Source organism: Enterobacter cloacae complex sp. I2, from assembly GCF_014896205.1.
Lineage (GTDB): Bacteria > Pseudomonadota > Gammaproteobacteria > Enterobacterales > Enterobacteriaceae > Enterobacter > Enterobacter quasihormaechei.
Map to the genome: position 1 here is coordinate 85,727 of NZ_JADBRA010000017.1, position 18,468 is coordinate 104,194.

Sequence of the window (18,468 nt, forward strand, 5' to 3'; positions counted from 1 at the left end):
ATCACAGCACCTCCGCCAGCCGGGGGGCCAGGCGTCGCAATACCAGCCAGCCGGCCAGCAGGCTCAGGAGCGCCATCAGGAACATCAGTGGAAAAAGCGAAACACTGACCTGGTTATGGAGTAACAGCTCGCGCCAGGCGATAACCAGCTGGGCGGCTGGGTTCAGGCTTAGCAGCCATTGCCAGCGGGCGGGGAGCATATCCGGAGACCAGACCACAGGCGTGGCGTACATCAACATCATGATGCCCAGCTGTACGAAGCGCTCAAGATCGCGCAGGAAGGGCGTCAGGCTGGCCAGCAGCCAGGCGAGGCCGGTCAGTAACAGTAATTGCAGCAGAAAGAGCACGGGAACTGCCCACAGCCAGCATGCGGCTGGCCGGTGGCCATACCACAGCAAAAAGCCCACCAGCACCGGCAGCGAGCACAAAAAATGGATGCCTTCCATCAATACCTGGCTGAACGGCAGCACGCCGCGCGGAAAGGCGGTTTTACGAATAATGGCGCTGTTAGCAAGAAATGCCGCGGGCGCAATGCCCAGCGAACCGGCCATCCACTGCCACGGGAAAAGAGCACTCAGCAGAAAGAGCGGATATTCCGCTACCGGCACGCGCATGATCCGACCGAAAACCAGCCAGTAGATAAGGCCAAAAGTCAGCGGATGGGCAACGGACCAGGCGTAACCCAGCAGGCTTCCCCGATAGCGGACCTGCATTTCTTTATGCAGCAGGACCAGCACCAGTTCATACCAGCGCCTGACTGACGCAAAGCAAATCACAACGGTACCTCCCCAACTTGCCCTCTGTTCGAAGCCAAATCTGTCCCGGTAAGAGCGGTATAGCACAGCAGGTTTTGCCGGGCTGCGGCGTCTGAGGTGTAGGAGTGCAGAACGCGCCGCCGCCCTTCTTCGCCCGCCCGCGCCGCATACTCCGGATTGGTCAGCACGCGGGCCAGCGCTCTGGCAAAGGCGGTTACATCGCCATCAGGCACGCAGATGCCACATTTCTCATCCTGCAACAGCTCTCGTACGCCGCCGCGATCAAAAGCGACAACCGGACGGGCGCAGCTGGCTGCCTCCAGCAGAATGCGTGGTACCCCCTCTGCGTAACGGGAGGGCAGAGCGACTACCGTGGCAGCGGCGAGCACCCCTGGCATCTGTTGTTCTCCCACCTCTCCCAGCCACTCTATGTCGCCCTGCGCCGCAAGCTGACCCAGGGTGCGCGCCGGAATGGCATCTGGATCGCCGGGTACTGCCAGCCCGGCCACCTGCAGCGTCAGGGCTATACCTTGCGCCCGTAGCGTCCGGCACACCTCTACCAGGGTGTCCAGACCCTTGGCCCGAATTAGCCGGGCGGCAAAAAGCACTACTGGCGGTCGGGAGACAGGTAACGGCGATGCACGGTATACGGCAGGATCCACCCCTGACACGCCCGTCACCCGGGTACTGCGAAGCGGAAGTCGGGCCAGGCGAATAAGCCGCTGGCGATCGCCCTCGTGTTCAAAAGCCATCAGGCAGGAGGCGTGGCGGGCAGCATAGCGCCAGGCCTGGCAAACTAGCTTGCGGAACAGGCGCATCGTCAGTCCACGGCCGGTAAATAGTCGCCCCAACCCCGGAAAACTGAGCATCACCCGATAACGCCCAGTCAGGGCGACAGCCAGCAGGCAGGGCTTAAGAGTGATGGCGTGTACCACGTCCGGCTGAAGCCGTTTCACCAGACACCCTACCTGCCAGCCACTGCGCAGAAGATTAAGCGGGCTACGGGAGCTGGCGCTCAGAGCAAGGGGATGCACTCTGAGTCCGGCAGCTTCCAGCGTCGCGGTTACTACCGGAGAAGACGGACGGACCAGCACATGCACCTCCATACCGGCAGTGCGCGCGGCACGGGCGCGCGCCAGCCAATGGAGGACAAAATAACGGTCGTCATTGACGATAAAACAGAGCCTCATGATCGAGCTCCTTCAGGGTTAAAGCGGGGATCCGCAGGGAAACTCACTTTGGCCCGGCGAAACGTCTGTGCGGCAAGATCCGGGCGGCCAAGGGCATTTTCTATACGGATAAGGGAGTCCATCAGATTTGGGTCGTCATGGGCGGAGAGGTACCCGTTAGCCTCTTGGACAAAGGCCTGCAGCAGCCTGACATCACGGGGCTGGTTGTACGCAATCAGCAGGCTGACACAGCGGTCAAACTGCAGGCGATCGGCCTGCAGCACTGCCGATACTTCGGGCAATACCAGCGTCAGTGGGGATGAAAACCCGTCTTGCTCAAGAGCGCGTAACCGATAGAGGTTCACGCCGCTGGACGCTAACAGCACCAGCCCCATCAGACAGGCTGGTACGGCCAGCCAGGCGCCCGGCGCCAGCTCAGCGCTGCGCGTACGACCATCTGGCAGTGACAGACGCCAGATCAGCAGGAAAAGCACAAAATGCAGGGCCGACAGATAAAAGGGGAACTCGGTCATGCTGTGCAGAACCAGGGGTAGAGAGAGCGGCCAGAGTGTGGCGTACTGCCGCCGCGCGATTGCGTGCTTGCTGTCTCGCATCCGCCACGCCCGCAGGGCAGGTAACAGCCAAAGTCCCCCGGCCAACAGCAGCCCTGCCAGCGCGACAACACCGCCCTCGCACCATACGTACAGCAGTTCATTGTGCGGGTAAATGACCCGCTCCGGCGTAGCGCTCACCTCATGAAGGGCGCTCAGCCCTTCAGACCAGCGACGCTCAAAGCTTCCCAGTCCGTTCCCGGAAAAAGGATGATGCATAATCAACGCCGAGGTTACCCGTAACATTTGTAGGCGACGCTCTTTGGACTCTTTACGCATCCGGTCGAGGCTAAAAGTCTGCGTATCTGGTGCAGAAACCGAAGGTGCAGAGGCATTCACCCTCACCTGCGGCTGCAGGTTAAACACCGCAGCAGATAACACTCCGCTCAGTAGCAGACAGCCTACCAGCGCTCGCCAGCAGCGGTGCCCGTAAGCCAACCACAGCACGCCACCACAGGACAGTATGCCGCCCAGCCAGCCGGTGCGCGAGCGGGCAACCACCAGCGCCGTAAGAATCACGATTAGTACCGCGCAACCACCCAGACGTAACCCACGGCGGCGGACCGGCACAGTAAGCAGGCACCACAAGGTAGCGCCAGCGCTAACCGCCAGGAACGATCCCAGCAGGTTAACCTGGCCAATGCTTCCGAGCGCCCGCCCTTGGGCGGCCAACACGTCATAGTGCATTAGGCCCCGGACAATGGGGCTTAACGGAAACAGCAATTGGGCCAGCGCCATCAGCGCCTGCAGCGCGCCCGCCACCGCCAGCGCCGCCACCAGCACCGTTCGCCCGCGAAAACCAAAGCGGGTTCGCAACAAGAGCAGGAACAGACCGGCACCCGCCCACATCCCTATCAGACGAGGCAGCGCATTCAGGCGCCAGGCCGGATGCGGCGTCCATAGCAGGGGCAGCGTCATCAGCAACGTGGCTATCAGTACGCCGGTCGTTAGCCCGCGACAAGGCGCTGGCTTATCCCGGCGGCTCCACATTAATCCGGCCCACAGCAACACGCAGCTCCAGACCAGCAGGTTATGGCCGGAGAGCATTCCCGGACCATAGCTACCCGGGAATGAGAGGAACGTCAGCACCAGCAGTAGCAGAACGGGCCAGTGGCGGCTCAACCATAGCGGATACCTCACCATGGGCGCTCCTGTGGCAATAATTCACCGGCAGCCGCCACATCGTGCAGATAGGCGGCAACCTCACGCAGCAGGGCAGCGGTTTCAGGCTCTTTCCATTGCAAGCGGCGGGCCTGTTCGCGCACGCGTGACTCCAGCGCCTCCCGCCCGCCACCGTAATTAATAACGGCATTTTCCAGCAGGCGCAGTCGATGATAATCATCTCTGATTCCGACGGTATCAGAGATCCCTAAAGAAAAGGTTCGGTTAATACCCATACTTCGGCGTCGAGAAATAGACAAAAGGCCTCCCCCAGGCATGCCCGAAGGCAACCTGTGCATAAATGGATAAATAGAAATTAAAATAGCGTTAAATAAATCACTCCAAATAAAAGCAAAGCTGTTTCATTGCTTTAATCGAAATAATCAAAAGACCATATTCATATATTGATTACTGTTCGGTCATTACCATAATTGCACTGGCGGTAAAATTGCCGGTTGGAATTTCTTTCAGATCAACATTAGGATCGCGCACTGCCTGAAATTCCAGTTCGCGGTCAGTATAACCAACTTCAAAAGTTTCTTTTACCGGTGTTGATGACGGACCAACCAGTTGCCCTTTATAAAAAATAGCGACGCCGAGATGGGCAGAGGATGTTGATACCACCTCTTGACCACTCACTGAAAGTGCCGTGAATTGAAAGGCGGTGGACACGGTCGTACCAGCGTCACGCGTACAAAGTACCGAGACGGTCTTTTTCAGATTCCCTGTCGCCCCATACATCGGCGTTGTAGAAATGTCGGACCGTTCCAGGTTACCCATGTCCACATCAAGATTTGAATTATGATTCAAATAGCACGTTGCCGGTGTAGACGGAAGAGGGTTTGCATCCTGGCACATAAAGTATCCGCCGCCGGTCCAGACAGCTCCAGAAGAGTCTACTAAGGCATAACATGCGTTCGAATCGACTGCTGTTACTCCTGAATACCCCCCAAATTTTCTTTGTTGAGCATTTATCTTTTCGGTTGAAGGAATAGTTACCTTACCAACAGTATCCATAGTCTGTGTGGCTCTGGAAATTGTGCATTTATCACGTTTATTAGAAGGGCAAAAATACATACGCATGCTATACGTCCCAGTATAGGGCACGTAAAAATTCCCCACAGCACCTCCACGCCCATTCCCCGTATCGGGAATCCATTTTTGGCCGCCCCCCCAAAGGGTTGTAGATCGCGCGGTGGGATCATTTGAGAGCCAGTGACAGTAATTCCCCCCCCCCAGATTAGCGTCCTCTAGGGACATTCCTGCTGGAGCAACACAAGGTGAGTTTGTATTGTCAAATGCTCCGTAGAGGTTATCGCCCATCGCGTTAACTGTTTTCGGAAATACGAACAGGCCGCACATAACTGGAAAAATCATGGCCAGAGGTATCGTTAACCGGATTACTCGTGACGCATATATCTTCATTTTCTATCCTTTATAACTGTCCACTATATGTGATTTTTCTGGCGTTACTTAAACCCTTATCATTCTGCCATTCAAGTGTTTATATTAACAAGGCTTTTTCTCATACTTCATGAAAGATTCTCTTTATTATCCTGACTGCCGTAAATAAGTATGAAATAAATTATTTGCAGGCAGTAAAGTACTTCTTTCCTGCGAGATGACGTGAATACTTAACCACGGCATATCATGATGGACGTGATACGAGGTATCCCATTAGCCGATCAATTTACATATACTCTGCAACCAATGTTCCTGTAGCCGTAAATGGCTGCTCTGTCAGAGAGGTAGCAGGATCTTTAACCAGCTGTACTTTTAGCGCAGGCGGATTAGCCGGATCGGAAATCTCAACATTTCTGTTAAGGTCAAGCGGACTACCGTTCATCAGGATCTCTGCACCAAGACCATCCACACTGGTGGCAATAGCCTTCTCATCCCATGTCGTTGGTGTCGCCCGGATAAAAAGGAAAACCCTGTTGCCGCTGGTCGCTCCACCACATTCCAGGCTGTAATTCAGATCCTGTACGTATTTTCCGCTGTCGATTTTGCTGATGCCAACATTGCCGAAGGTCACCAACAGGGGCCGATCGCCATTTATGGTGCAGGCTGTCACCTCAACCATCACGCCACTAAACATGAAGTTCTTTGTATCACCTTTCTGCTGCGCCATTGATGAGGGACAGAACATGACGCTAACCACCACGCCAGCCAGCAGGCGTACTATCATTTTTTGCAAACGCTTGCGGTATTGCTGAAAATTCATGCGACCTCACTGAAACGTCATGGTTAATGCTGCGGAAGCGACAAATTTTGTGCCACTGGCCACGGTATCGGCAGCCCCCGTTTGAACTAACTCCACCTCCAGGCCAGGTGGGCTAGCTATGTCTATCTGGAAGGGCGTTGCAACATCCTGCACGTTACCGTTAACCAGTAAGGCTATGCCTAAATTCTTTGAGATTGAGCTGCCGCTACTGCCACTCATGGCTACTGCAATCAGTTTGTGGCCATTAAATTCCACAGTGTCGCCGTTCAGCAGAGGAGTTAAGGTCATCTCTGCGGTGCCTTCAGTATCGCCAGTACAGGTCATAGCGCCATCCATGTTCTGACGGTATGTTCCTTCCAGCACAAATCCATTTACTGTGCTGTACCGAACATTGCCAAAATCAATCAAGTCCCACCCGCTGCTATCCTTGTGAGTAAAAGTACAACTCCCCGTCGCTACAACCGTACCGCTAATATTGATATTCATCTTGAACTGATCGCCAGCGGCGAACGCCGACGAGCCGCATAGTATCTCCAGCATGACCAGTAGCCACCAGCAACCGCGTTGTCGTATCTCATTTCTCATCTTTCTCCCACGCCTCCGGTTACGGGTATTCCGCATCAATGGTTGCTGTCGCCGAAAATTCGCCCGGCACCAAAGACTGGTTTTTAATCGCCTCCGGCTCCGCTTCAACATAGGCCTGCAGAGCGATTTGCGTGGTGCCATCCTGCAGCGCATACCCAGGCGTCGCCTTGTTTAGCGGAAGATTCACACCATCGGGGGTCTCAATGCCGATGGCAACGCCAGTACTGCCTGCCCCAGTGGTAGCCAGATAGCCCGGCAGCGCCGCGCTCTCTGCGCCAGTAAAAGTCAGGTTCACCAGCTTCCCGAGGCTGATATCGCATTCCGTCAGGGTAATGGTCAGCGGGAAGCCCGGCGTGCGGACATCTTTATACAGCCCCTTTTCAATAATCGTGCCGAAGTCCACCGTCAGCGTATTGTTGTTAACGTCCAGACTGCAGGGTTCAGTCACCAGAGTGCCGCTTATCTGCAAATTGTTATCGAGCGCACTGGCCAGCCCTGCGGTGAACAGGGCTAACAAAAGTGCCGTTGTGGACGTCAACACAGGGTTTCGCACTGCCTTTATGTACTTAGTCATAGCTCACCTTGAATCCGGCCACCGCCCGGAAGGCACCAGTTGTCAACGGCTCAGCCGTGCGTACCGGGGTAACGAGGTAGGTTAAAATGTTGTCGCCGGGCTGGAGAAACAGCGGCTCAGCCCGCTCGCCCAGAGTAACCTTCCGTCCCTTTGGATCAGTTAGCGCCAGCCCCAGGCCACTTACGCCAGTGGCTTCGAGCAGGGATGCATTGCCTGGAACGCTGACCCCGGTAAAAGAGAGGGTCACTACCGGCTGAACAGCATCCTGGGTGCTGGTCCCGGTGTAACGGTCAAGCTGGTTGCCGCCGCTGCGACTGCAGCGACGCAATGCTATTTGAAACGCCACCGGCTCGCCCCGATCTCCGGGCTTCGCCAGGCTGTATCTGGCAACCTTGCCAAGATTGACCTGCTGCCAGGCAGAGGTCATATCCAGTTGGCAGGCTCCTTCCAGCAAGAGGCCGTGTACGTGCAGTTCGCCATGCTCGCCGTCCACGTTCCAGTCATCAACGGCGTAGGCATTTTGCGACAGTGCGCTACTAACCAGCATTGCCAGCAGGATCGCCGCGGCAGCATTCCGCCGTCGGTGGGAAAAGTCATGCTGTCTGCTCATATCTGACTCCTGGATGCAGGCGCGGGGTAATAAAGGTCAGCCGACTTTCGTCTCTGTTACTTTGCAGGTCGATCCGCTGCAGCTGAAGATCAGCTTCGGACGGCCGCCATAGTCATTGATATAGGTCAACACCGGATGGCTACCCAGCGCAGCCGCACTTCCGCCCAAGGTCAGACTCGCCTTCGGCGCCACCATATCAGCATTAAAGCCCGCCACATCTGCCCCCTTCTCGCTGGCCGCCGCATGTACGATAGTGACGTAGTAGCCGGTCGGGTTGTTTACCGTATAGCGGTCGCCGTTACGGGTCAGCGTCAGGGCCTCCTGGGGAATCTCCCCACTTTTCAACGCCAGCGCAGCCGGCCGATAGAACAGCTTCACCCTGGTCTGAAGCGCGATCTGCAGGGTGTTCGGCTTGTCGCTCTTGGGCGGGATTTCCCGCAGGTTAAAGTAATAAAGTGACTCTTTATCCTGCGCCAGCGGCACGGTGCCGCCGGTTAGCTGAAGCTTGATCTGGCTTTTCGCGCCAGGCTCCACGCGCTGCAGCGGCGGCAGCGCCGTGAGCGGATTTTCGATTTTATTACCCTGGGTATCTTCTACCCACGCCTGCGCCAGATAGGGCAGCGTCTTGTTCTGGTTTGAAATACTGACGGATTCGGACGTATGGCTGCCATCAAAGATAACGCGGGTCCGATCCAACGTAATGGCGGCCTGCGCCGGCAATGCTGCCATGAGTGCCGTCATGGACAGTACTACCGTGCAGGAGAGGGTTTTTAGTTTCATATATCTGGCTCTCGCTGGTTACTGATGCTTGCCCTTCAGGCTGCGGCAAGCTGATATGGTTATTCCCGTTTACCCTGTCTGTCGCGCCTGCTCTTATGCTGGCTGCGCGTAATGGGTGTGCATCCTTGCTCTACAGCGCCTCCTTTGCACAATCCCGTTTGTCGTGGTGATACAGAGCTAACGCCCTTCCTCGCCTGCGCTCACAGGAGAGGCGAGATTGTTCGAGCGGGCGTCTAATGCGCCTTTATTCCGTTTAAGCGTTCCCGTCAGGTCAGCCCAAGTGATATCTATTTTTTTGGGTCACTCTCTGTCGAGTACTCAGCTGGCATGCCGTTACAAGGCAACAGCAGCGTATGACTAAGATCTGTTGATAGCGAGGCTGGCAGCTGTATTCGGCACTGTGCCTTACCGCCCCAGTTCACTGCCATATCGCCGCCTGGTTTCAGGCCAGTCAGCCAAGTGCTCCCGCTATCGCCCACTACCCCGGTCTGAATCTGGTCGGCGTTGGTCACAGTGGCGCCAAAGGGCGGCGTGCTGCCGTCGGCAAGCTTAATGATGGCCATGGCTTTCTGCCCCGACAGGATGCCAAACTTGCGGTAGCCAATAGCCCCCTCCGTCAGCGTGTCCTGAATTACCGAACGCGTGGCGTCCACGTTTTCTGGCAGCGCATCCAGATCGACATTGACGCTGCTGCGATAGTAGCTGCTGATGTCGGTGATAACCGCCTTACCAAACACATTGGTGTGCGCCACCGCGCCATAGCCCTGAACCGGAACATCACTTACGCCGTCGGTATCCACCATCATCCTGGTTCCTCCCAGGGTATTGCTACGGTGCAGCGCCATCCCATGCGACGTAGCGGTCATGCCGCCCTGCAAGGACATACCTACCGCACGGTAGTCGCTGCCGTTGAAGCTGGCGTTGGCTGTCATCTCGGCGATATCGCCCTCATGGGTGAGATAACCGCTGCCGGTACTTTGCCCGTGAGACGTTGCTCCAGCGGAAAGTCGGTAGCTGTTGTTATCATCAAGCCGGTCGTAATAACCCAGGCTATGACTGCTGGCCCCGCCGCTAAACTGGCCGCTGTAGTCCATTGTGGCGCCATCCCCCCAGGGCAGGGACAGGCTTACATATATGCCGTCATCATTAGCCCCGTTCACTTGTGAGCGGTAAGCCGACAGGCTCAGACTGACGTTGCGGAAGGTTCCGACATCAAAATAGGTGGATACCGATCCGTTCCAGGTCTCGCTCGCCTCCCGGTCCCAGTAGGTCTGGTGGCTATAGTTTAGATAGGCGCTCATGTTGACATCGCGAAACTGCTTGTTCACCGAGATGGTATAGAGCTCCTTCCCGTTGCCGAGGCTGGTGGCGCTGCGGTAACGCGCGTCCAGATACTGGGTCATGCTCATAAACTCGCGCTCAGAGAAGCGATACCCGGCGAAGGTTATCTGGCTGTCATACTCGTCAAAGCGCTTTGAATAGCTGAGACGGTATGACCCGCCCTGGCGCGTATCCTGGCCTGGCAGAACCGCACGGGACTGCGTCACGTCAAATGAGAGGGCTCCGAAGGCCAGCAGGTCACGCCCCAGCCCCAGTGCCAGGGCGTTATAGTCCCCGGCAAAAAGCCCGCCGCCGTACAGCGACCAGCCGTTGTTCACCCCCCAGGAGAACTCACCGGTCAAAAACTCCGGCCCCTGGCTGTGGTGGTCGTAGTCGGAGGGCTTACCGGTAGAAACCTTATAGCGCACCAGCCCCGGACGGCTCAGATAAGGTATAGAGGCCGTATCGATCTGAAAGATCTGTACGCTGCCATCCTGCTCCTGAACTTTTACGTCCAGCTTACCGGTCACGGTATCGTTCAGATCCTGGATCCGGAACGGACCCGCCGCCACCGTGGTCTCATATAGGACCCGACCTTGCTGGCTGATGGTGACCTTCGCATTGGTTTTTGCCACCCCGGTCACCTCAGGGGCGTATCCCCGCAGGTTAGGCGGCAGCTGGCTGTCATCCGTTTCAAGGCTCGCACCGGTAAAACGGAAACTGTCGAACATAGAGGAAGACAGATAGTTCTCACCTACCATCAGCTTCGCCCGCAGGGAGGTAATCGCCCGAAAGGCGTAATACCGGCTCCAGTCCCAGCTCTTTTGCGTACCGCCGCTCTGCCCCGTCGAGTGGTCATAGCTGGCCTGCCAGTCGGCGCGCAGGCGCCACGGCCCCAGATTGACGCCCGCGGTCCCGTTACCACTAACCGACTGCTGATTGCCTGACTCAGCTCGATGGGTGTTCATGGCGTTAATGTCATAATCAAACAGCACGCCGGACACGCCGTTATCCCAGCGTGCTGGCGGATCCCAATTCTCTGAGGTATATTCCAGCCAAGCCTGAGGCACAGAAAGATATAGTGCGCCGCTTCCCAGGTCTGCCCTGGCGGTCATCCCTTCCAGTGAGACCAGATTCAGACACTGACCGTTGTGCCACCACGTTAGCTGCCGGGCCGCACTCTCTTTCAGACCAAGCTCTTCCACCAGATCTGCCGTCAGACACGGATCCGATCCATTTGGATCGTCATCCGGCGCCATAAAAGTAATCGTACGTTCGGGCAGCTCCGCCTTGTTCACCCGCACCGCCAGATGGTAATCCCCGGGTAATAAATAGCCCGCCCGGGAAAACTGGTTCAGGTCAATGCTACTGCGATCCTTCACGTCCAGAACATCAGTGTTAAATTCCACCGCCTCTTCAGCAGCGCGTGCCGTCTGGCTCGCGCATACTGCCAGCAGTACTGCAACAGCCAGAGGGCGCACCCACAGGGTGACGGTACAACGTGACGAATGGTTGCCGACATGGTAGTGGGATAACGCGTTACGAAGATGCAACTGGCGTGATGAAACCACGAAACACACTCCCCGAGTTCACTGGTATTCAGGCTTAGCCTCTCTATGGAGAACGACCAGAACGTAATAAATAAAGAAATCAATGCTGAGCGGACATTCCGCTCAGAAATAATCCACCTTAAACCGCACCGTAGCCCGATAATCGCCCGCCACCAGGCGATGCGGGGCACCCACGACCCGCAGGCTATACTCCAGCACCTGCGCTTCTGGCTTCAACATGGCACTCGGAAGCGGTATGCCAGGCCTGGCCACATTTCCAGCCAGGTCTGTAATACGCAGCCCTATACCATCTGCCCCCCTGATGCTGAACAGTTCGCCGTCAGGTATGCCGTCAAATGTCACCTGAAACCAGGTCCAGTCTGGCCCGAGCGGTTGCTGGGGCTTCAACGTGCAGCCCATCAGATGAATACGAAAGACCTTCGCTGGTCCGAGACCGTCATGTATCAGTTCACCTGTCGTGCTCACACCCATTTCAACGGCCTGATCGATATCGTTTACCGCGATAGCGCAGGGAGTATTAATGATGCTGCCCTGCATACCGACGGTTCCGTGCCCTTGGTCAGGTACGCGGGATTGCACCTCCTGCGGTAGCAACACCATCAGCATGAAGGGCAGTATCTGACTTACGGTTCTGTAACTGCACATAACCTCCCCCCTGTCAGTCAGCTGTCCGGATGTGCCGTACAAGCGCATTGATGCAGCCCGGCGGCCCGGGCTGCTGAAGAATTACTGGTATGCCAGGGTGAAGTCAGCCGTGGAGGAGAAATCACCAGCTGTCACTGATGCACCATTAGACTGCAGGTAAGCGGAGAAGGAGAGCTTGTTGCTACCGTCGCCGATAGTCTGTGCTTTTGAGGCCGTTCCCAGCTCGACCGGAGTGCCGCTACCGTCGGTAATGACGATACCAGCCCCTTTGGCAGAGCCAGTGATACCCAGCATTTTGGCGTTAGTTGCATCTGCCGCACCGGTGAAGGTGGTGGAAACTTCTTTCATACTGGCGGTATCGCACTGTTCGAGCTGGATAAAGAACGCCTTAGGTGAGGAGGTCTGCCCATTATTTAGGGCAGTACTGGACACCTGCCCCAGATCTACGGTCTGGTTGGCGGTTTCGGCAGTGATGGAACACGGCGAATCAATGATGCTTCCCTGGAATGTAATTGTACCGTGGCCCTGGTCAGCCGCATTAGCTGCACCAGCAACCATAACCATCCCAAGGGCGATAACGAGTTTGTTCAGTTTCATTACTTCTGCTTTCCTTTTTAACGTTTAAGACAACCTGAGTAATACAGGTACGACCAATGCAGTAATACCTTTACTTACAGGCCAGTAGTGGCTCGCTTTTAATTCTGAGCAACACCAAGCCATTTTAAAAAAATTAAAATACTTTCAGTAAAGACAATTAAAATATCTTTACGCGCCTTGCAATTATATTTAACCGAGCGCTATACATCATTTCGAGGCTAATTTTCCCCGCATCACTCCGATAGGTCAAATGTTGAATAAAAACGAACTAACAATACTTAAGCTCTTGATTATAAAGAAATAAAATTAATTTTAACTTTGCAGGCTTATTTTGACATAACAAGGATATTGTATTTTCAGAGAATCCACCGCTTATTACCTTAACTCACACACACATAACCGGTTTTATGAACCACAAAAAGAACAAAAAAAAGTATATAAAACTATACATGAAGATGCGTACCAGAATTAAACACCATTAAAAAGGAAAAAACCAACACATAGTTTTAACATGTTAACATGAATTATACATTTACTGCATAAAATGTAATCATTAAACCATCACTATCTGTATGCTGAAGATCCAGTCCGCTTATAAATCACTCACACAAAATCCTGCAAAGCGGCTATACAAATATAAAATTGAAGCACCTGACAAAGTAGTGCACACCAAATAAGCTGTGAGAAGAAAAGAGTTAAACATGCGAAAAAATATTACTCCCAGCAGGTGTAAGGGCTGCCCTAATTATTATCCTGAGTTTAAACAGTTGCTCGTTCCCGCATCTTGCGAACCCTTAGGAAATCCATCTCAAAAAAGCCAATCACCGATAGGAACAGGTATTGCTGATGTATTGTCTTAAAAATGACGGGGGCAGTATAAATTCATTAGACTGGTACTCAAGACGTTCTGGCATCAGGATTATGCTGCTTTCCTTACAGAGAGAAGTTACCGTACAATTCCCTGGTCTGACATCATGTGGCAACTTGCCGCCCCGCTGGAAAAAGTGGATTTATCAGGTCGCCGGATGGCAGCCTGACTACGTTACTTCACACAATCACCCAGCACCCGCTCAAACTCTCGTACATTCTTGGTCACCAGCACGGTACCGGCGGCGATGGCGTGCCCGGCAATCGCCGTGTAGTTCGGACCGATCGGCGTCCGAACCAGGAGCATCACCACCTAAAACGACCGGCCGTGCGCCCGCCAGCAGTCAGGCTCACTGGTTAATACCGCTTCCCAATGAGAACTATGCCAGCCAGCTTGAGATGATAGTAGCCACGCTGAAAATCCCGCAGGAGAGGCGCAATAAGCGCACCAGCAAAACTGATCTGAGAAGGCGCGCATCTGGGAGGTAACAGATCGGACCGTACGGACCTGGCTCAACGAAGCTGTGGGTCGTCGCGGCCGACGGGCTAATGTTTTCTGTACCAGTGACACTACACACGGCTGTATGCAGGCATTCCGCTAAAGGTGCTGCTAACTAGATGTCGCAGCAAGGCATAGGGTACTTTTACAGATGCCTGAGGGTGATGCGATCGCACAATGGATAGGTGCTATTACGAATTGACTGACGGTGTGCCATGCCTGATTTTGCGTAGTGAACCTTCCCCTTTTCCGGTTTCTTCGCTTTTTTCTCGGTTCCCGTTTGTCCTGGCATTACTCCATTTCTCCCAAAAACCGTAAAATTCCCCTCAGGCCGCGGCATCACTGACCTCGTGGTGGATCAGGGCCGAAAAGTGATCCTTTACGCATTTGGCTTTACCCGCAATAATGCAGGATAAGACAACAAAAGGATCCTTTCGCTGCGATTTATTGTGATGGAAGGATCGTGCCCTGCAGTTCAGAATAACTGTATTCATAAACAGTGCGTGCGCTACGTGAAAATTAGCTGATGAACAACGTCATTCCCCTGCAGAATTCACCAGAACGCGTCTCCCTGCTGCAGATTGCCCCGGGAGTTGATTTTGCGACAGCTGTCGCACTCCGCCGGATGGCCACCTCAACCGGTGCCACACCGGCTTACCTGCTGGCGCCTGAAGTAAGCGCCCTCCTCTTTTATATGCCCGATCAGCGCCACCACATGCTGTTTGCCAGCATGTGGAACACCGGCATTCGTATCGGGGAAGCACGAACCCTCACCCCGGAGTCGTTTGATCTGGACGGGTTGAGACCCTTTGTGCGGGTTCTGTCAGAAAAAGTGCGCGCGCGCCGCGGGCGCCCGCCAAAAGATGAGGTCCGACTAGTTCCGCTGACGGACGGAAATTTTGTGCGACAGATGGAGAGCTGGATGGTAACCACCCGGCCCCGGCGACGCGAGTCTCTGTGGGCTGTCACCGATGAAACCATGCGCAACTGGCTGAAGCAGGCGGTAAAGCGGGCCGGAGAAGACGGGGTACATTTTTCTATTCCGGTTACGCCGCATACGTTCCGCCACAGCTATATCATGCATATGCTTTATCACAGGCAGCCCAGGAAAGTTATTCAGGCTCTGGCCGGGCACAAGGATCCGCGTTCGATGGAGGTGTATACACGGGTATTTGCGCTGGACATGGCCGCCACGCTGGCCGTGCCGTTTACCGGAGACGGGCGTGATGCAGCTGAGATTTTACGCGCACTGCCGCCACTGAAATGACCTTAGTATCTACCACAATTACATAAGCTATGGTTAGCAGCACGCCCGGGAGATAAACTACAGTGAGCAACATAAGCTGCGGTGAGTAAAACTATCCTGAGGAGGATCTGCCGCTGCGAGCCAAATGATGCTCAGACCGGAGAAAAGAGCTTTCTGACAAGCTGTATAGACACATTGGCAGGAGCTGTCTCGACACAGCTTATATAAACTATAGTGAGCAACTTACTCTCCGGAGCCAGTAATATAAGCTGTGGTGAGTAGCACAAATGAGATTACTCACTACAGCTTATGTTCAGGATGTTTTGAACAGTTTCTCCAGATCCTCAAGCGTGATACCCAGCTTTTCCAGGACAGCCAGTTTTTCAGCCATTTCCGGACTTACATCCCGCTTCGGCGCCGGCAGTTTCGGGTTCTCCGCACTTTCATCGTTGGGTGCCTTGAGTTTGGGACGTCGGTAGTGGATACAGAAAAGCTTTGTCCGGCCGCGCTGGATCTCTGTGTAGTCCAGGTATCCAATGTCACGAAGCTGCTCCATGGCACGTCTTACCGTCTGGTTCTGGGAAAAGACCGGAGATTTCAGATTCAGGCGGGCCCGGAGGCGCGCCAGCGAGATGGGAGCCGGATCCCGCGGAAGACTCTCAATAAAGGTATAGAGTGCCTGAGCGGATTCCCTGCGCTTCAGGGCATTGATAGCCTTGAGCTGCAGAAGTACTTTGCGGTCAAACTGATAAAGCTCGAATAAACGCGGATCCGCCTGTAACTGAACCACGTCCTTCTCCGTATCGTAGTAGGCAGACTGAACCAGATGAGTGATGTACTCTTTGGTGTGCTTTTCGGTAGTGCGGGAAAAGGAAATCACGGTGCCCGCAATGCGTTTAAGCGAGGGACTAATGCGCTCCCGAAGTTTACGGGACGACTGGCTTGAGGGGATACCACATAACTTAGCGAACTCGACGAACGGAAGTTCTACTCTATCGCCGATAACCTTATGTCGGGCAAAGGAATGAACGATCCCGACCCAGGTTTTGAAATCATTATCCATATCAAGCCGTGGGCCTGTGATCTCGACCTTATCAAACCCTTCAGCTCTCGCAAGGGAAAGACGCGTCAGCTCTTCCGTAGCGTCCGTACGTGAAAGCGTATTCTTTTTACTGTTTTTCAGAGACTTGAGCGTGGGAACGAAAACACCAAGCCGCATCAGCGCCACAGGCTGGACCGTGTTACTGCCATTAGGCGTGAGGTTAACTATTTCGCCGGAGGATTTATCCACCTCTTCAAACAGTTTTTTTATGTCCAGATTGTCCTTGTCCAGATAACCTCCGAGCGGTGGAAAAGTAAAGAATAAGAATGATGATTGCTGACCTGTAATAGCCTGTAAGGCCCGGTGCAGGTAGCTTCATGTCATATACAACTCTGGGTAAATTTCAGGACTGCATACTTACTGTAGTTTATGTTCCAGACTCATTACAGCATATCCTTTGCATGATACAGTTTATTGTATACCAGTTACAGCTTATGTTAATCATGCTACAGCTTATGTGATCATCCCCCAGGAACAGAGCTGACGCGCTCTATAGCGATCCGGGGATCTTCTCTGGATCTTAAAAGGATCGCTTTAAGGATCTTATTGCTGGATCGAAGGACTGTATATGTGGATAACCTTCTGAAGTAAGTCGATAAGTTATGTATGTTCCTTGCTCTGACACCGACGCGTACCAGCTCATTTTAGCAATGATGATATTGCGCTCCCTCGCCAGTTCGCTCGCGCTGCTCGGTCACACGGCTGCGGCGAGCACTACTTATATTCTGGCTACAGGGTGACTCTGACAGGATAATCGGATCATATGGCGTGAAATACCCTTATGCCTCTTCTAATGGACTCTCAGAATGCTTTGCCGCTTAATGCGGGTATGAGCGACATTTGACGACAACTGCTGACGGGGAGTGATGAAGCTGTTTAAGCGCTGTGGCTGGCAGGCAGAGCTGAATCTGATGCCTCCCCGTCTCACCAGTATTCACTGATGGTCAGACAGGGAGTGCCAGGAAAGGGTGATTAGTGGCGGATCTGGGACAGGTCGTCTTCAGTCAGACCGGTCATTTTCATGACAGTCATACGGTCGATGCCGTTCTGCAGCATGGTACGGGCAACTTCCAGCTTACCTTCCAGCTTGCCTTCATTGCGACCTTCTTGCCTGCCTAGCTGGATACCCTTCTGGATGCCTTTCTGTTCAAGCTGTTGTGCGATGGTCATAAGTGCGTCTCCGTGTTGCGGCACACGCTGTGCCAGTTCGCGTACAAAGGCCTCGGCGTCTGATGTTTCACCTGCCTGCACTATATAGTGTACCAGCGATATTACCTGTGATGAAGACAGATATCCGGCCAGCAAGATGGGCGCCAGCCGGTCAACCAGTTCTGCCAGGTCCCGCTGGTGAATATGCTTTTGCAGTAAGGTCAGGGCGGCCATGCTGCGATGGCCAGCGATTTCATCATCCGGAATAACCGTAACGTCTACCAGCGGGAAAGCGCTGCTGTAGAGTTTTCCTGCGAGCGCCGGATCGTCAAATTCATCCAGCCACCGGGTGGAATAAGGATACGGGCTGCGCTTACCCGAATAGAACAGCACCGGTATCACAAGCGGCAGTTTTTTATGCCCTGCCTCCAGGTGTCGTTGCATGGCGCCCACCGCATAGCGTATCAGGCGGAAAGCCATGTGTTTATCAGGGGAAGATTGATGCTCGATGAGCACATGGATATACCCATCACCTGACGTGGTTTTCAGGCTGTAAAGGATGTCACTAAAATACTGGCGGAGGTCATCCTCAACGAACGAGCCGGATTCCAGCTTCAGTGTGCTGAGATCGCATACAGCTCGCATTTCTGCGGGCAGATGAATTTCCATGAAATCCCGGGCAATATCTGGTTGCGTCAGGAACTGCCTGAACGTGGCATCGTGAGGAGTGGGTGTGCTGTTTTTCTTCTTCATCAGCCCTGGCTCTGAAAAATGACCCGAATATGTTATCACAGCTCGAAAAAAGCCAGTATTTACGGTGAAAGGAATTGCCATTCCTTAGGGGACTGTTCCGGGGTGGTCGGTCCCCTTCTTTTCTTTGCGCTTTAGACTGGTCGATACTTTCCACATAATACATCGTCTTGATCTTTTCCTTTGATAGCAGCAAGCCTGCCAGCATCTTAGTAGGCGAATTCTGGCTGAAGATGGTCAACTGCTTATGGGTT

Annotated in this window: 16 protein-coding genes and 2 pseudogenes; 2 read left to right on the forward strand and 16 right to left on the reverse strand. The window is 54.1% G+C overall.

Annotation, left to right across the window (positions count from 1 at the left end; translation table 11 throughout):
• Position 1: 1 nt before the first annotated feature.
• The 14 genes and pseudogenes from IM300_RS15805 to IM300_RS22765 form a co-directional block, all read right to left on the reverse strand.
• Entirely contained in the window at positions 2 to 775 is a 774-nt protein-coding gene (locus IM300_RS15805; protein WP_193037273.1) for an ABC transporter permease, read from the reverse strand.
• Complete coding sequence (locus IM300_RS15810; protein WP_193037274.1) at positions 772 to 1,944, reverse strand: glycosyltransferase family 4 protein; 1,173 nt, start codon at positions 1,942 to 1,944, stop codon at positions 772 to 774. Before IM300_RS15810 ends, IM300_RS15805 begins: the two co-directional genes overlap by 4 nt.
• On the reverse strand, positions 1,941 to 3,677 hold the full coding sequence (locus IM300_RS15815; protein ID WP_193037275.1) for a PglL family O-oligosaccharyltransferase: 1,737 nt from the start codon (positions 3,675 to 3,677) through the stop codon (positions 1,941 to 1,943). The genes IM300_RS15810 and IM300_RS15815 overlap by 4 nt, the downstream gene beginning before the upstream one ends.
• Positions 3,671 to 3,931 (reverse strand): hypothetical protein, encoded by a 261-nt coding sequence (locus IM300_RS15820; RefSeq protein ID WP_193037276.1) that lies wholly within the window; start codon positions 3,929 to 3,931, stop codon positions 3,671 to 3,673. Before IM300_RS15820 ends, IM300_RS15815 begins: the two co-directional genes overlap by 7 nt.
• 172 nt (positions 3,932 to 4,103) lie before the next feature.
• On the reverse strand, positions 4,104 to 5,120 hold the full coding sequence (locus IM300_RS15825) for a hypothetical protein (RefSeq protein ID WP_193037277.1): 1,017 nt from the start codon (positions 5,118 to 5,120) through the stop codon (positions 4,104 to 4,106).
• A 265-nt stretch (positions 5,121 to 5,385) separates the two neighbouring features.
• Positions 5,386 to 5,919 carry a fimbrial protein gene (locus IM300_RS15830; protein WP_193037279.1) on the reverse strand — a complete coding sequence of 178 codons (534 nt, stop codon included), beginning with the start codon at positions 5,917 to 5,919 and terminating at the stop codon, positions 5,386 to 5,388.
• Between the two features lie 6 nt (positions 5,920 to 5,925).
• The gene (locus IM300_RS15835) at positions 5,926 to 6,459 is read right to left on the reverse strand and encodes a hypothetical protein (RefSeq protein ID WP_193037281.1); all 534 of its coding nucleotides are present in this window, start codon (positions 6,457 to 6,459) and stop codon (positions 5,926 to 5,928) included.
• A gap of 64 nt (positions 6,460 to 6,523) precedes the next feature.
• Positions 6,524 to 7,045: a fimbrial protein gene (locus IM300_RS15840; RefSeq protein ID WP_370552245.1), complete on the reverse strand. Its 522-nt coding sequence runs from the start codon at positions 7,043 to 7,045 to the stop codon at positions 6,524 to 6,526.
• Between the two features lie 25 nt (positions 7,046 to 7,070).
• On the reverse strand, positions 7,071 to 7,688 hold the full coding sequence (locus tag IM300_RS15845; protein ID WP_193037285.1) for a fimbrial protein: 618 nt from the start codon (positions 7,686 to 7,688) through the stop codon (positions 7,071 to 7,073).
• Between the two features lie 36 nt (positions 7,689 to 7,724).
• Complete coding sequence (locus IM300_RS15850; RefSeq protein ID WP_193037287.1) at positions 7,725 to 8,468, reverse strand: fimbria/pilus periplasmic chaperone; 744 nt, start codon at positions 8,466 to 8,468, stop codon at positions 7,725 to 7,727.
• A gap of 287 nt (positions 8,469 to 8,755) precedes the next feature.
• A complete protein-coding gene (locus IM300_RS15855) occupies positions 8,756 to 11,269 on the reverse strand; it encodes an outer membrane usher protein (RefSeq protein ID WP_370552246.1) in 2,514 nt (837 codons plus the stop codon).
• A gap of 192 nt (positions 11,270 to 11,461) precedes the next feature.
• Positions 11,462 to 12,004, reverse strand: a complete 543-nt coding sequence (locus IM300_RS15860; RefSeq protein WP_226842319.1) for a fimbrial protein — start codon at positions 12,002 to 12,004, stop codon at positions 11,462 to 11,464.
• 81 nt (positions 12,005 to 12,085) lie between these two features.
• On the reverse strand, positions 12,086 to 12,601 hold the full coding sequence (locus IM300_RS15865; RefSeq protein ID WP_193037291.1) for a fimbrial protein: 516 nt from the start codon (positions 12,599 to 12,601) through the stop codon (positions 12,086 to 12,088).
• A gap of 1,042 nt (positions 12,602 to 13,643) precedes the next feature.
• A pseudogene (locus IM300_RS22765) lies at positions 13,644 to 13,763 on the reverse strand (hypothetical protein); the annotation flags it as partial.
• 20 nt (positions 13,764 to 13,783) lie between these two features.
• On the opposite strand from IM300_RS22765, the pseudogene IM300_RS22685 reads away from it, so the two are divergent.
• Both IM300_RS22685 and IM300_RS15870 read left to right on the forward strand, forming a co-directional pair.
• Positions 13,784 to 14,169 (forward strand): annotated as a pseudogene (locus IM300_RS22685) (phage integrase family protein); the annotation flags it as partial.
• A 324-nt stretch (positions 14,170 to 14,493) separates the two neighbouring features.
• On the forward strand, positions 14,494 to 15,234 hold the full coding sequence (locus IM300_RS15870) for a site-specific integrase (RefSeq protein ID WP_193037293.1): 741 nt from the start codon (positions 14,494 to 14,496) through the stop codon (positions 15,232 to 15,234).
• Positions 15,235 to 15,526: 292 nt separating this feature from the next.
• On the opposite strand, the gene IM300_RS15875 is transcribed toward IM300_RS15870, so the two are convergent.
• Together IM300_RS15875 and IM300_RS15880 are read right to left on the reverse strand one after the other, a co-directional pair.
• Complete coding sequence (locus IM300_RS15875; protein ID WP_193037352.1) at positions 15,527 to 16,516, reverse strand: RepB family plasmid replication initiator protein; 990 nt, start codon at positions 16,514 to 16,516, stop codon at positions 15,527 to 15,529.
• Between the two features lie 771 nt (positions 16,517 to 17,287).
• Positions 17,288 to 18,217, reverse strand: coding sequence for an Rpn family recombination-promoting nuclease/putative transposase (locus IM300_RS15880; RefSeq protein ID WP_193037295.1), 930 nt, complete (start codon positions 18,215 to 18,217; stop codon positions 17,288 to 17,290).
• Positions 18,218 to 18,468 lie beyond the last annotated feature (251 nt).

Bases quoted from the DNA above. Each gene is read 5' to 3' on its own strand.
- IM300_RS15810 (WP_193037274.1), bottom strand. From the start codon at position 1,944: ATGAGGCTCTGTTTTATCGTCAATGACGACCGTTATTTTGTCCTCCAT.
- IM300_RS15815 (WP_193037275.1), bottom strand. From the start codon at position 3,677: ATGGTGAGGTATCCGCTATGGTTGAGCCGCCACTGGCCCGTTCTGCTA.
- IM300_RS15820 (WP_193037276.1), bottom strand. From the start codon at position 3,931: ATGGGTATTAACCGAACCTTTTCTTTAGGGATCTCTGATACCGTCGGA.
- IM300_RS15825 (WP_193037277.1), bottom strand. From the start codon at position 5,120: ATGAAGATATATGCGTCACGAGTAATCCGGTTAACGATACCTCTGGCC.
- IM300_RS15830 (WP_193037279.1), bottom strand. From the start codon at position 5,919: ATGAATTTTCAGCAATACCGCAAGCGTTTGCAAAAAATGATAGTACGC.
- IM300_RS15835 (WP_193037281.1), bottom strand. From the start codon at position 6,459: ATGCTGGAGATACTATGCGGCTCGTCGGCGTTCGCCGCTGGCGATCAG.
- IM300_RS15845 (WP_193037285.1), bottom strand. From the start codon at position 7,688: ATGAGCAGACAGCATGACTTTTCCCACCGACGGCGGAATGCTGCCGCG.
- IM300_RS15850 (WP_193037287.1), bottom strand. From the start codon at position 8,468: ATGAAACTAAAAACCCTCTCCTGCACGGTAGTACTGTCCATGACGGCA.
- IM300_RS15860 (WP_226842319.1), bottom strand. From the start codon at position 12,004: ATGTGCAGTTACAGAACCGTAAGTCAGATACTGCCCTTCATGCTGATG.
- IM300_RS15865 (WP_193037291.1), bottom strand. From the start codon at position 12,601: ATGAAACTGAACAAACTCGTTATCGCCCTTGGGATGGTTATGGTTGCT.
- IM300_RS15870 (WP_193037293.1), top strand. From the start codon at position 14,494: ATGAACAACGTCATTCCCCTGCAGAATTCACCAGAACGCGTCTCCCTG.
- IM300_RS15880 (WP_193037295.1), bottom strand. From the start codon at position 18,217: ATGAAGAAGAAAAACAGCACACCCACTCCTCACGATGCCACGTTCAGG.